Raw genomic sequence first — 13,705 nt, 5'->3', positions numbered from 1 at the left:
ACCCCTCTACGTTAATTCAATGGTTTCTCTCTTCATCAGCCTTTGAAGCGTTGCTGTCGTGATCAAAGAAAGGACCAGAATGAGAACGCCAATCGCAGACGCATAACTGAATTTGCCGAACTTGAAGGCATTGAGATATAAATAGGAGCCCATAACTTGTGTGGCATTATCAACTCCGCCTTCAAAGGTCATGATCGTCACGATAACGAATGAGCCATTCAGTGTCGTCATGACAATCCAGACAACAGATGTCTTAATCTGCTCCCACGAAAGAGGAAGGGTAATCAGCCAAAATTGATGCCATTGTGAGGCGCCGTCAATGTCAGCGGACTCAAATAACGATGACGGAATGCTAAGAATGCCTGCGACGAGCAAAATGATGGTAAACCCAATCCCAGCCCAGATCGACGGCGGCAGAAGCGCGAAGATCGACCACTTATCGCCTAACCAAGCGAAATCGAACTTTTTATCCGTAAACAAAGAGAGAAAGGAATTCAGAAATCCAAGATTCGGATTATACACATACCGCCAGAGAACCCCAACAACAACAACCGAGAGCACATTGGGTAAAAAGAAAACGATCCGATAGAAACCTGAACCTCTGATGTTGAAACGAGTAAGCGCTACCGCGAAGAACAAGGACAAAACCATGAAGCCAATGACTTTGCCGATGACTAGAATGTAGTCGTTGCGGATTGTTTTCAAGATCACACTGTCATGAATCATGTCATCAAAATTGCCAAGACCAATAAAATTATAGGTTTCAGAGCCGCCTGACCAATCAAACAGGCTTAGATAGATGCCTTTGAACATCGGGTAGACGGTAAATACGAGATAAAGCAGCAAAGTGGGAAGGGTGAAAGAAAGAATGAAGATATTCCGCTTCATCTTTGCAGTCGAGGTTCTAACACTCATTTTCCGATCCATCGGGCCAGCCGCAGCTGTCTTTCTCTCTTTCATACTTCCCTCCTATCTAAAATTCTGAATGATAAGAAGGCAAGAGGTCTCCGTCCATACTTATCATTCAGACTCTTAAGGTGACTTATTTCTTTTCTTTGGAGCGGATTTTGTCTGTCGCTTCTTCCATACGATCTGCCCACTGCTGCGGCGTAATTTCACCTTTGGTCAGTGCAATCGTCGCATTGTTTCTCGCTGTTACTAATTCTTCTGGGATCACGATTTCCGGCGCAACGACGGTATTCGGTGAATTATAGAACTTGGCTGCTTCTTTGGTTAGCGCCGGCGCATTCGTGCCTTCTAGATCTGCTTTAATGTTGGATGGAGCTTTGGAAAGCTCTGCCCAAGCCTTGCTTTGCTTCTCTGTGAAAATGAATTGCATAAAGGCTTTGGCTGCATCCGGATTTTTTGCTTTTTTCGCGATAGCCACTGTGGAAGTGTACGGGTTCGCCACGAATTTGCCGCCTTTGTCTTGACCGATGGATGGCAGGAATCCGAACTCGAAGCCAGCTGGAATATCCTTGGCCATCTCGCTTTCAACCCAGATGCCTGTCGGAATGAAAGCAGCTTTATGCTGCAGCCACTGGGACTGCGAATCCGTATGGTTCAGGGCTGGTGAACCTTTATCGATAAGGCCTTTGTCTCGCATTTCCACGATTTTGGCGAGTGATTTCATGACGGGTTCACTCTTCCATACACCTTTCTCAAGACCATTAATTTTCTTGAAAATGGAGGTGTCGTAGTTGTTCATGGCAATAATCGTCGGGTCGAGCAAGCCTCCATTGATGTAGTAAGGGTACACACCTGTGTGAATGTAATCGCTCATCTGACCATCTGCTTTAATCTTCTCCCCTAAAGCCATGAAGCTTTCGAAGTCGGCAGGCGCTTGCCAACCTTTGCTTTTGAATAATGCTTTATCGTAGAACGTACCCCATGATCCAAAAACAAGCGGAATAGCGAAGGCCTTGCCTGGTTTATACTCTTCCGGCTGAGCGATTAGAAGATCGAGAATCTTTTTACCATCTGCGTTTTTGGCATCCTTCAGCCAATCTGTAATATCCATAAGCTGATCATCTGTCACCATCTGCCTTGTGTTAGAACCGGCTCCGTCAATATAAACAAAATCAGGCGGGTTGCCTTGCAGCCAACGCGGTTTCATTTGATCATTAATTTTCGCTCCGGCAGATTCTTTAATCTTGAGGTCCGGATTCTGTTTCTGGAAATCGGCAATAGCTTGTTTCCACCAAGCGTCACCATATCCGCCGACAAAATATTGAATTTCAAAATCACCAGCAAGCTTGGTTCCCTCTGGTTTAGCGCTATCAGCCGGTTTGGCGCTTTCCGCAGGCTTAACGCTTTCGGCTGGCTTCACGGATGCCGTGGTCGTAGTCGTGTTATTACTTCCGCAGGCCGTTAACGTTAGTAATACTGTCGATAACACCATACCCCATGTCATTACTTTTGTTGGCTTCATCATCGTATAGACCTCCCTAGAGTTTTGCGAAGCAAACGTGTGTTTAAGCATCCGCTTCTACGATTTGCAATTCCTTTACACACTTTTATCATAGTAATTTTCACTCTATACAACCATTGAATTTAGTACTGTAAACAAGTGAAAATGTACTGTCTTTCTTTTGTTTTTGGACAACGAAACAAAAGCCAGGAATTATTTCCTGACTTTTGTGCTTGTTAATCAATTAACGGCTTTTATCCAGCGCGATTTGTTGCAGCCGATCAAGTGCCTGTTTGGGCGTCATTTGACCAAGCAACACCGTCTGCCCCATATTTCTAGTTGCGTTTAGGACGGCGGACCATGCGGGATGGTTGATGGGGTAGAACTTCGCATTTTTGATCGAATTTAAATTTTGTTTCATCAGGGTATCATCTTCTGCCATTTTATCGCCAACGGTGCGAAGGGTAGGCAGGAATCCCTCCCTGAGAACAAACTCTTCATAGCGAGCATCCTCATAAATAAAGTCAAGAAATTTAGACAACGCTTCCTTATTGGTATGATCGGTCTTGAACGACATCCACACGTCCTGTACGCCAAGAACCATAGGGGTTTGGCCTTCTTTTACGGGGATCGGTCCTTTTGCCCATTTTAACCCTGGATACTCCTGTGGTACGACAGCCTCGAAGTAATTACCTGAGATCAGCATGCCCAGTTTGCCGTTCCCAAGAATGCGCTGTTTCTCATCACGCGTCGTAATTGCTGGCTCTGGATCTGTCAAACCCTTGTCATACATATGCTTCAGAAACGTCAATCCTTCCACATTCTCGGGCGAATTGATCGTCCATTTGCCATCTTTCATCCAGCCACCTCCAGCCCCATAGAAGAAATAGGAGAGGTACGCCCAAATTTCATTATCCGTCAAATCAACTCCAAAACCGTCCACTTGCTTCCTATCTTTGATGATGCGTGAATCTTCTTCAAGATCTATCCACGTAAGGGGCGGCTCGGTAAGTCCAACGTCATTGAAAATATCTTTGTTATAATATAATTCCCGGAGGGTTGTCACATAGGGAACCGTGTATTGCACGCCATTCATCATACTGCTGTCCATCAGATAGGGATAAAATTTCTCCTTCAACTCCTTGGACAATAGTTCTGTCATACTGTTAAGCAGCCCATCCTTCGCGAAATGTGCGTAAATGTTCGTAAGCAGTAAATCCGGAGGCTGATTGCGGCTAATCATCGTATTGTAAGCACTGTCCAGAATGTCCCAATTGATGACCTGCAGCTCCACCTTAATAGTGGGATACTTCACCTCAAACTCCTTTACGACATTTTCAAAATAGGGTCTCGTAGACGCGCTATATTCGGGAGCCACAAAGGTAATCGTTGCTTGAGCCTCGTGATCGGTGGCAGCTGGAAGGCGTGCGTCTCTCCACATACATCCAGTTAGCAGCATGGTCATAATTTGAAGAAGTGCGACCAAAGATACTTTTGTACGTCTATGTAAGTTTCTCACTGGTTCGATCCCCCGTCCGTTCAACCCCTATTTTTCCACCAAAGGAAACAGCAGCTCTTGATTTTCCTGGGTATACATGTTCTCTTTCGTTATAACAACAGCATCTATGTTCACTTTTGGGTTCACTTTAATCCCATTTAAGGCTTGCACGGCCGTCTCAATGGACAAATACCCCATATTGAAAGGCTTTTGAACAATCGTCGCCTGTAAGCTGCCTTCTTCCAAAAGTTTGATCTGGTAGATGGAGCTGTCAAAACCAACGATTTTAATATGATTTAATCTCTGTTTCTCCTTAACAGCCCTTGCTGCTCCCAGAGCAGCTGTCTCATTTAAGCCAGCGATGCCTTGAATGTCTGGATCCTGCTCAAGCAGTGTTTTCACCCGATCATACGCACCATCCTCTGTCCCATCAAACTCATAGTTGCCTGCATACTGAGCGCCAGTAAAATCAGCAATGGCATCTTTAAAGCCATCCTCACGTTCCTTTTCGACCATTGAGCCTTTCTGGCTGCTGAGCGTTAGGACGCGATATAGGGTTCCATTTTGTCCGCCTGCCAAGATCTTGCCAGCTTTTCTTCCCGCTTCGTTATTGTCAGTTGTGATCAGACTTGTTTCTACGTGTGTTTGAATCGGAGAGTCAATCAAGATCATCTTGATGCCAGCTTCTCTTATTTTATCTACCGTTGGTGTAAGCCTTTCGTAATCGGTGGCTGCTAAGATAATCGCATCCGGCTTTTTCGCTAAAGCCTCGTCCAAGTTGCGAATTTGACCTGCCGTGTCCGTTTCGGATAACGGGCCCGTCACATCGATATGGACGGCAAACTCCTTTGCTGCCGCCTTTATCCCTGAACTTACCATCTGCCAATAATCCGAGCGGATATTGTTCGTTTTCAGCACGACAGCAATTTCAAACTTTTTTTGATTCGTGATGCGCACCATTTCCACGCTGTATACGACTAAGAAGCCAATTACAATTACGAGCAACACGGCCAAGAAAACTGGCTTTTTAATGACCATCTAGTGCTCCTTTCTGAACACATTTGGGGAGTACAATGGTAACCTCAGTCCCCTCCCACTTCTCACTGCGAAAGCTGAGACCGAATTCATGGCCAAACAGTTTAATACGTTCATGCACATTACTAACGCCAATACCTCGAATGATGCCATCTTTCATTTTCAAAATGTGATCCAGCTTCTCCGGTTCCATACCGACCCCGTTATCCGCCACGACAAAAACAATTGTGTCTCCGTCTTCTTTCCCTGTGATATGAACAAGACCTGGCTCCAAGCTATTTTTGATGCCATGATAGATCGCGTTTTCAACAATTGGCTGCAAAATAATTTTGGGTATATGAATATCAAGAATCCCCGGATCTACATCGATTTGAAAATCAAGCTTATCTTTGTACCGCAAGGTTTGGATCAATAAATAGTTGGTGATATGCTCAATTTCAACTCGAACAGGCACGGTTTCATTATTTTTATTAATAATCGCACGAAACAGCTTGGCTAACGATGAGGTCATTAGAACAACTTCCTCATGTTTTTTCCGCTCCGCCATCCAGATGATTGAATCGAGTGTATTGTACAAAAAATGAGGATTAATTTGCGCTTCCAGCAGCTTCATTTCGCTTTTGCGCTTGCTTTCTTCGTTTTGGATAATTTGATTCATCAAATCTTTGATGCGGCCTACCATGATATTGAAAGTCTGACTCAACTGTCCGATTTCATTCCCGCTTTGAAATTCCGAACGGATGCTGAAGTCTCCTTTTTCCACTTGTTTCATGCTGCTCTGGAGAAGTTTGATCGGTCGTGATAGGTGGCGAGATATGAAAAAAGAGAGGTATAACGCGATGACTAAGGCTAGAATCGTCCATAATAAATAAGACAGATTGATTTGATTCTGGTTGGCGATCAGCTCACTGGCATAGGCGACCCCGACGATTTTCCAACCGAAATGTGTTTCTTGGATCGTATAAATCCGTTTCTTGTTCCCTTCTCCCGTAACAAAGCTGCCGCTGCCGGACTGCTGGACCTTATCGATCATCTCCGTCTTGAGATTGCTGTTAATCAGCTTCTGCTGCGGGTGATACACGAGGCTTCCATCCTTGTCGATGATGAACACATAACCTCTTTTGCCTAAATTAATATGGCTGCAAATTTCATTCAGAACACTCAAATTCAAATCAACTAAGAAGATTCCTTCTCCTGTAATGCCGTCTGCACTTTTTAGCTCCCTACTAAGTGAAACCACCCAGCGATACTCATTTTGGATAATGTTCTGGACGTGCGGTGCAGAGATGACGGATTTGCCGCCTTCGGCTTTTGCCTGTTTGTACCATGGCTGTTCCTCGAAACCGGAGTTTGTATTCAAACTCGTAATTCTGCGGTCTGAAACGAAACGGTTGTTATACCCAAACACCATGATGGAGGCAATATCTTTGCGGGTGATCAGAATCGACTGAAATAAATCCGAGATCCGCTTCTCATACGGTCTACGTTCCTCTTCGCTGATGAAGCTATTTCCCGTAATGTAATACTTCACATCTTTGTTCGTGGAGGCAAGCATGGAGATATCCTCCATGTTGGTTATATAGGACTGAATGTTGATATTAACCTGTTGAATAATTTCGGATATATAGTGCTTGGAGTTCATTTCTACCGCGTCAGCCGACAATTGGTAGGAGATATAACTCGTAATCGTGATCAAAAATAAAATCAAGCAAGAAAAGACGACAGAAATACTGGATTGGATGCTTCTAAATTTGAAAAGAAACAGGCCGACATCCCTTTCTTTTCTCATTGCATTTTCTCCCTTAACAGCTTTTCCCGGTACTCCTTAGGGGATGTTCCTGTATTTTTTTTAAACAACACACTAAAGTATTGCGGATCGGAATAGCCTACTTTCGCCCCAACTTCATAAGCTTTCATCGCCGTATGCTGCAGCAAATCCTTCGCTTTCTCAATGCGAACCCGTGTGACATATTCCATGATCGTCTGTTCTTTGTGCTGCTTAAAAACAGTACTGAAGTAGCTTCTGCTCAAATGCACGTGGCGGCAGAGGTCATCGACTGTGAGGTTCTCGTCAGCATAATGCTCATCGATATATTCGGTCACACTCCGAACTTGCATCTTCGTCTGATCGTTTCTTTGCTCTGAAATGTAAGAAATGGCTTCTCTACAAATTGATTTCAGCCACGTCTCGATTTCATCCAGCGTTTTGAAACGATTGATATCTTTTAACACAATGTCATGTCCTTGAAAATGAGCGCTATCATTTCCGACAAGCTCGTGAATGGTGGTCATAATTGCAATAATAATTGCCTGAATTTGTAGATAACATGCTCCTATTGGCATCAAAGATGCCTTTAAATTACTGATGAATTGCCCCGTCAATACGTGGGCCTCCTCGAGCGTACCTGTTTTCACGAGGGTTGCAAACTTGCGATTCCACTCGATATCCAGCTGCTGCGCCGGTTTCTTGGCGCCTTCCATATCCAGGATCGAGATAACCTTATTTTTCCCATGCAAAAAGCGGTAATCAAGTGCGGAGATCGCCCCATTGTAAGAAAGCGGGAGTTCACGCAACGTTCCGCATAAGGTGCCAACACCTACGGTCACTGTGAATTTCAAGTATTTCTCCATGCAGAAGCGAATGACTTCAGATAAATTAAGCGCAGCTTCATAGGTCCCTTCTTCCGCTTCACCGGAGAAAATGACAATCATTCGCTCCTCCCTTGTCCGGAAGACAATAGCGTCCTTCCCTTCCATCACTTCTTGCACAATATTGAAAGCTGCGGAACGGAACAGCTCCGGATCGTTTTGCCATTTCTCCTGCTTTATCTCGTCGAAGTCGTCAATATCAATCGCCACAACTAGATAAGGCGGAGCAATCAATGGCAGGCTGAAATACTCGAACCTCTCGTGGATTCGGAAATCTCGCAAGTTGCCGCCAACTAACTGCTCAAGAAACCGCTCTCTTAACAGAGGTAAGCTCTGATGAAGCTGCATCTTTAGGAGTGAGAGATTCTCACGGTTTTCTGCTTCTTTATCCATCTCTAGCTTTACTTTATCTAACAGCTGGCGAAGCTCATTTGCCGTAATGGGCTTGACGATGAAATCATGTACCTTTAAACGCAGCGCTTTCTGGGCATAATCAAACTCATCATGACCCGTTAGGATAATCACCTTAATATACGGATAATTTACATGAATCTGCCTGGTTAATTCAATGCCGTCCATGAATGGCATACAGATGTCAGACAATACGAGATCTGGCCGGAGTTCTGCAATAGCCTCCAATGCTTCGTTGCCATTCCTGTAGTCCCCTATGCATTCAAATCCGTGCCGTTCCCAATCGATGCTCTCTTTGATGCCTTCTCTTACTTCTACTTCGTCATCAACGATCACGATTTTATACATCGACTACACCCCTGTCTCTACATAAAAAAACGGATTTCCGATCATGTCAGGAATCCGGTCACAGCTATGGATGCTTCATTTCCTAATATTATACAAGCCTTTACTTGCATCGGAAAGGAGTCTAATTTGTATGTTTTTGTCGATCTGTCCCAATAAATGTATGAATAACCAAGCGGATGCAAGCTAATACACAAAATGAATTCGCTTACAGTTTATTTTGTCTTGGTTTGAGTTGAATGTGGAGGGATTGCCTTAGACTGATGATACTGCGGCGCTGAAGGGCTGGTCCATTGGACGAAATCCACTGAACGCAGTAATTTGAAGGCCCAATCACTGATCTTATTGGATGAAATCCAATGGGATCAGGTAATTGGGGTGCTATAGCACTGGAAATTGCAGTTTCAGTTGGATTTCATCCAATGAAATGAGCAATTTAGGCGGGATTTAAGTATTTTCATTGGAAATCATCCAATGAGGCTGCGCTGCTTCTCACCGCTAACGTGAGCGACTCGCTCCCCCCTTCACCTTCCACTCACTCTATTTACCATACAGCCAACTTCCACCTCACCTGCCAATAACAAATGACATAAAACCCTAGCGGTAACTCCGCTAGGGCTTTACGGAAGAGAACTGCTGTCCTCTATCACCTAATCTCACTTCGTCAGCGATGCACTTGGCACATTCTGTTTCCTGCGGAGCCAAACGACGAGTCCGAACACAACGACAGTAGCCATAGATACCCATGAGCTATACAGGAACACTTGTCTCATACCGTATGCAGCACTCATGATGCCACCGAAGAAGCTGCCAATAATGCGGGCTGCCCCAAGGCTGAGTAAGCCATTCAGCGTTTGACCGCTGGCTTTCCACTCCGCAGGCACTTCACGGTTAATGAATGTCGCTAGGGTGACCGACAAAACGATAAAAATCACACCATGCAGCGCCTGCACCGGTAAAATCCAATACGGTTGGTCTATGATGGAAAATAGGAACCACCGGACACCAGACGCAAGCGCGGCAATAATCAAAATCATTGAGATCGAAATACGCTTGAAGATCCAGCTGGAAAACAGCAGGAACGGCAGCTCGCTCATCGAAGAAATGACCATCGACCAGCCAAGCAGCAAGCTATCGGCACCCATTTCCTTGAAGTAAATGGGGAAAAAAGCATAATAATAGCCAAGAGTAACTTGGACAATAAAGTTAATGCCCAAATAAAACATCAGCTTCCTGTTGCGGAATAGCTCCCGGAATCGTTTACCAGTTACGTTGGCCTGACGGCTCGCTGCTGGCGGAAAACACCATAGCAACAGCAAACCGGCAAACATCGTTCCTGCATAAACAGGGAACATGGAATTAATGTGCGATTTGGCAACAATACCGAACACCAGCGACATCGTGGCGAAACCAATGGTGCCTCCCAGGCGAATCCAACCAAAATTCCACTTGGGACGCCGATCCAATTCTTCCAGTGTAATCGCATCACTTAATGCAAAAATAGACGTTTGAAAAAACATAAACACACAAATTAAGATAAGTAAATAAGTGAACTGATGCGAAAGCGGGAAGAACATAATTGAAATACCGCTCCCTATCAAAAGAAAAGCAAGCACACTATTTTTGGTCTTGGCACGATCGCCTAGCGCTCCCCAGACCGGTTGACCTAACATGGCAATTAGCGGACCAAGGCTAAGCAGCATGCCGATTTGTTCCTGCGAAAATTTGGCGTTAAACAGGTAGACAGGTAAAAATGTGCCATACACCGCATTCCCCATATAAATGACTGCGTAAAACAACATAAATGCGTAGAGTCTCGTTGTAAGCCCCTTCTTCCTTCTAGAAATATGAATAGCCAGCCCTCCAAGATGAAGGGCCAGCTCCGACTTAAGGTTATTAAAACTGTACGACAAGTACACTTAGCGTTCAAGTGTTTTTTTCGTAGAGGCTCATTCTCCCTCTTCCGGCTTACTGCCGAATACATCTCGAATCGCTTCGAGATAAGCCATTCCATTAATCATATCCGGCTCCAAATAGCTGCCCTCTGTCCACTCATTCCACGCATTAATGGTGAAAATAGGCGGTTTCGTCATGCCGCGATCCAGAAATTGTTTGACACCCTCCAAAGCAAGCTTAAACTCCCCAGGTGTGTTCCCCCCGAGGGTGGCCATGTACGGATACCCCAAATCTTCGAATGTTTCCGATTGTACGGTTCGTGGAGAGGAATCCCAACCCATTGTCACATTCGGGTAATATGGCAGCTTATAAGCCGCTGTGAACTTCTCGTAATCAAGCAGCGACTTCTCTCGAATGGCTGCATAATCGGTCTCTGGGAACTGTTCCAGAGGCTGATGATGAATCCAAACGTACGAAGAAATACTATCCAGGCCCAGCTGCTCCAGCACCTCGTCGATATTCGTAATCCCTTGCTCCGTTGGAAGGATTTGCAGACCCCATACGACAACATTAATGTGCAGTTCCCCTAATCCAGCCGCTCGCACTCTCTCACGGAACTCTTGTAGAATTCGCGCCGTTTCCTGAGTTCCACCCAAACCACGAATCAGACTGTGAATTTCGTAGAACGAGACATAAAGCCCTTCATTTACACGCCAATAAGATGGATGTGAAAAGTAGTTCTGAATCATATGGTCCGCAGCCTTAGCGAAGCCTTTCTCGCTGATTTGGCCTGCGGCCTGCGTGTTGAAAGGTCTGCTGCGCTGTGCGGGATGAATGTCGACCCAATCATGATTCGCCCACATAATCGCAAATTTCAGTCGATCATTATTCGGAGCATGCAGGAACCCTTCATCCAGTGCGCGCTGTAAGAATGGACCATCCTCATACCAATACCAGTCAAAGATGAATGCCGTTAAGCCATGATCGGCCGCCGCTCCTATTTTGCGAGCCATGACAGCCGGATCCGCTTCATCCTCATAGCCCCATAAAGGCACTTTGGGCTGCTGATGGCCGGGGAATTTAGGCTCCGCACGCTTCACAAGCTCCCATTCCGTCCATCCGGTTCCGTGCCACACATCATTTCGCTTATCGCGATGGTAATTAGGAAAATAATAGGCTGCTGCTTGATAGGTTGCCATCTCCGCCATCTCACCTCTTAGACAAGTTCAATAGTTTCAAAACCTGTCTATATTGTATAATTGAAGTAACCATGTAACCACTTACAAAACAGACCTACCTACCACCATTTCGGACATCGTCCCAAAGAAATGAGGGAGCGCACTTACCATGCCAAGAAAGCTAGGTTCCTATTCTGCCGCCGAATACATTGAAGACAACGGTTTTCTGTATGTGAATGAAGTGAAAGAGACGGAGTGGCTGCTAGAGCATGTTCACGATTTTATAGAGATCGTTATTGTGCTTGATGGCAAAGGCCTCCAGTATATCGATGGTGAGCCTATGCACGTTCAGGAGGGGGATGTCTTCGCCTTGCCTATTGGTGTCTCTCACGTTTTTCGTCCATCACCAGCCAAAAGTGCCGCTCCGCTTATCGTCCGTAATATCATCATTCGCTCGGAATGGCTCGAGCATCTGAAGGTTTGCCTTCCAGACCTGTCCATCAAGCAATTGATTGATTGGCTGATTGGCAAGAATGATAGCAGAGATTCGCCGCCGCAGCGCTGGGCCAAAGCATCCGATCACCTTGGCACTATTCGCAGGATCAGTGAAAGCATGCAGGACATCCTTGCCAAGCGAGACATGGCTTATTTAACTGAGGCCATGGCCTTGGTTGCCGAACTGCTCGTATTGTTAATTCGCAGCACCGAATGGCGGCTTGTCCCCCTCATGGCGCAATCCGTGATCCACCCTCCAACAAGAGGCTCAAGCCGCAACGTTGAACAGCTCCTTGAGTACCTCACTCATGCGCTGCCCGATGATTATACGTTACCGATGTTAACGGAGAGATTCCACCTAAGCGAACGCCAAATTCTGCGAATATGCCATCGACACCTGGGTACCAGCTACATGCGTTTCGTTCAAAAGCAAAGAATTACGCATAGCTGCCAGCTACTAGCGTCTTCGCATCTGAAAATCTATGAAGTGATGCAAGCTTCAGGCTTCCAGAATGCCGATTATTTTAACCGGCTGTTCAAGAGGCATACCGGCTTAACTCCAAGCGCCTATCGTAAACTGCTCCTACATATGTAATAGACATGAGGAAACCCCCTGCCAACAAGATCGTTGAGTGGGGGTCTTTATGTATGATCCTATGCTGCTGCCGTAGCCGCCGAATGCTGCTTTTTGTTACGTTTGCGCCCGCGCGCCTTCAGTCGCCAGATGACGAGTCCTGTAATCATAAGAAAAAGAGGCATCATGCCAAATACAAAGGCAATCAACTTCGTCGTTTCTCCACCCCAGGTAGCAAAGTGAAGACCTTTTCGCCAAGTATTATACATATTGATAAGCAAATGAGGGTTTGTTTTGTACAAAACAGAACCACTCGATGCATCCATATAGATCGTGCTATTACTGCCGCTAGAAGCCCCGATGCCTTCTTTTAATCCGATTTGATAGGATTGCCCAGGTTTCTGTGGGAACGTAATTTTGATCAACTTGCTGCTTGGATAGGCTTGGTTAATCAAATCTACAACACGGCTGACAGGAAGCGGAGTTCCCTCCTTGCTTTTGGACTGCAGGGCGGCCGCTGGGATTTCTTCCTTCGCTTTGAATCCGACTATGCCTGGAATAGACTTCTCAAAAGCGTTGACAACACCTGTAAGAGCTGCAAACAGCAGAACTGGGATCGAAATAATTCCTATCACCTTATGCAGACTCATATTGTGAAGCAGCTTGCTTCGATTTCTAATCACCTTAAAGCCAGTCGCCATCCTACGAATGCCCGGCCACCACAAGTAAGCACCCGTCAACAATATAAGAATCAGCCCAATCCCTAAATATCCTACTACGGATGCGGCGTTCGCTTTACCGATGACCGATGTTAGCAAGAAATAACGATGCAAATTATAGATCGTTGCAAAAGGCTCTTTACGCTCCTCCAGCACTTTCCCGAAAGCTTCGCCTGTCCCGGGATCCGCATAAATTAAGCGTCCGTCCTTGCCTTCCTTGGAAAGATGAACATGATAAAAGCCATCGGTTTTCGTCATGTCAATCCAATCCGTTTTGAAGGCCGGATTTAAGGCACTCGCGTGCTTCTGAATCTCCGCGACTCCGACGTCACCTGGTGTAGGCGATTGGCCGATTGGATACATCCAGCTTTCCACCTCAGGCTCGATCATAATCAGACTGCCTGTCGTGCACGTTGTAACAATGAAAAGCCCCAAAACTAAACTCAGAATCAAATGAATCGATAAAACAACCTTGCGCATCACTGTATTCCCCTA

10 protein-coding genes are annotated in these 13,705 nt (G+C 45.6%); 1 reads left to right on the top strand and 9 read right to left on the bottom strand.

The window, feature by feature from the left end; genetic code table 11:
- Window positions 1–6 precede the first annotated feature (6 nt).
- The 8 genes from GQF01_RS13930 to GQF01_RS13895 form a co-directional block, all read right to left on the bottom strand.
- Entirely contained in the window at window positions 7–915 is a 909-nt protein-coding gene (locus tag GQF01_RS13930; protein WP_202556355.1) for a carbohydrate ABC transporter permease, read from the bottom strand.
- A 127-nt stretch (window positions 916–1,042) separates the two neighbouring features.
- Complete coding sequence (locus GQF01_RS13925) at window positions 1,043–2,434, bottom strand: ABC transporter substrate-binding protein (protein ID WP_328803459.1); 1,392 nt, start codon at window positions 2,432–2,434, stop codon at window positions 1,043–1,045.
- Between the two features lie 220 nt (window positions 2,435–2,654).
- Entirely contained in the window at window positions 2,655–3,929 is a 1,275-nt protein-coding gene (locus GQF01_RS13920) for an ABC transporter substrate-binding protein (RefSeq protein WP_161407366.1), read from the bottom strand.
- A gap of 27 nt (window positions 3,930–3,956) precedes the next feature.
- Window positions 3,957–4,946, bottom strand: a complete 990-nt coding sequence (locus GQF01_RS13915) for a substrate-binding domain-containing protein (protein WP_161407364.1) — start codon at window positions 4,944–4,946, stop codon at window positions 3,957–3,959.
- Window positions 4,936–6,732: a cache domain-containing sensor histidine kinase gene (locus tag GQF01_RS13910; protein ID WP_161407363.1), complete on the bottom strand. Its 1,797-nt coding sequence runs from the start codon at window positions 6,730–6,732 to the stop codon at window positions 4,936–4,938. The genes GQF01_RS13915 and GQF01_RS13910 overlap by 11 nt, the downstream gene beginning before the upstream one ends.
- Entirely contained in the window at window positions 6,729–8,351 is a 1,623-nt protein-coding gene (locus GQF01_RS13905; protein ID WP_161407362.1) for a response regulator, read from the bottom strand. Before GQF01_RS13905 ends, GQF01_RS13910 begins: the two co-directional genes overlap by 4 nt.
- A 653-nt stretch (window positions 8,352–9,004) precedes the next feature.
- Window positions 9,005–10,195, bottom strand: coding sequence for an MFS transporter (locus tag GQF01_RS13900; RefSeq protein WP_328803461.1), 1,191 nt, complete (start codon window positions 10,193–10,195; stop codon window positions 9,005–9,007).
- 102 nt (window positions 10,196–10,297) lie between these two features.
- Window positions 10,298–11,452 carry a glycosyltransferase WbsX family protein gene (locus tag GQF01_RS13895; RefSeq protein ID WP_161407358.1) on the bottom strand — a complete coding sequence of 385 codons (1,155 nt, stop codon included), beginning with the start codon at window positions 11,450–11,452 and terminating at the stop codon, window positions 10,298–10,300.
- Window positions 11,453–11,591: 139 nt separating this feature from the next.
- Here GQF01_RS13895 and GQF01_RS13890 point away from each other — a divergent pair, with 139 nt between their 5' ends.
- Window positions 11,592–12,512: an AraC family transcriptional regulator gene (locus GQF01_RS13890; protein ID WP_161407357.1), complete on the top strand. Its 921-nt coding sequence runs from the start codon at window positions 11,592–11,594 to the stop codon at window positions 12,510–12,512.
- A gap of 59 nt (window positions 12,513–12,571) precedes the next feature.
- Here the strand turns inward: GQF01_RS13890 and GQF01_RS13885 are convergent, their stop codons facing one another.
- Window positions 12,572–13,690, bottom strand: a complete 1,119-nt coding sequence (locus GQF01_RS13885; RefSeq protein WP_161407355.1) for a PepSY-associated TM helix domain-containing protein — start codon at window positions 13,688–13,690, stop codon at window positions 12,572–12,574.
- Window positions 13,691–13,705 lie beyond the last annotated feature (15 nt).

The sequence above is a fragment of the Paenibacillus silvestris genome (genome assembly GCF_009882985.1).
Classification (GTDB): domain Bacteria; phylum Bacillota; class Bacilli; order Paenibacillales; family NBRC-103111; genus Paenibacillus_E; species Paenibacillus_E silvestris.
This window is presented reverse-complemented; position numbering and strand designations above follow the sequence as displayed.

Coding starts and splice junctions, on each gene's coding strand:
- GQF01_RS13925 (WP_328803459.1), bottom strand. CDS start 2,434: ATGATGAAGCCAACAAAAGTAATGACATGGGGTATGGTGTTATCGACA.
- GQF01_RS13905 (WP_161407362.1), bottom strand. CDS start 8,351: ATGTATAAAATCGTGATCGTTGATGACGAAGTAGAAGTAAGAGAAGGC.
- GQF01_RS13930 (WP_202556355.1), bottom strand. CDS start 915: ATGAGTGTTAGAACCTCGACTGCAAAGATGAAGCGGAATATCTTCATT.
- GQF01_RS13895 (WP_161407358.1), bottom strand. CDS start 11,452: ATGGCGGAGATGGCAACCTATCAAGCAGCAGCCTATTATTTTCCTAAT.
- GQF01_RS13915 (WP_161407364.1), bottom strand. CDS start 4,946: ATGGTCATTAAAAAGCCAGTTTTCTTGGCCGTGTTGCTCGTAATTGTA.
- GQF01_RS13910 (WP_161407363.1), bottom strand. CDS start 6,732: ATGAGAAAAGAAAGGGATGTCGGCCTGTTTCTTTTCAAATTTAGAAGC.
- GQF01_RS13890 (WP_161407357.1), top strand. CDS start 11,592: ATGCCAAGAAAGCTAGGTTCCTATTCTGCCGCCGAATACATTGAAGAC.
- GQF01_RS13885 (WP_161407355.1), bottom strand. CDS start 13,690: ATGCGCAAGGTTGTTTTATCGATTCATTTGATTCTGAGTTTAGTTTTG.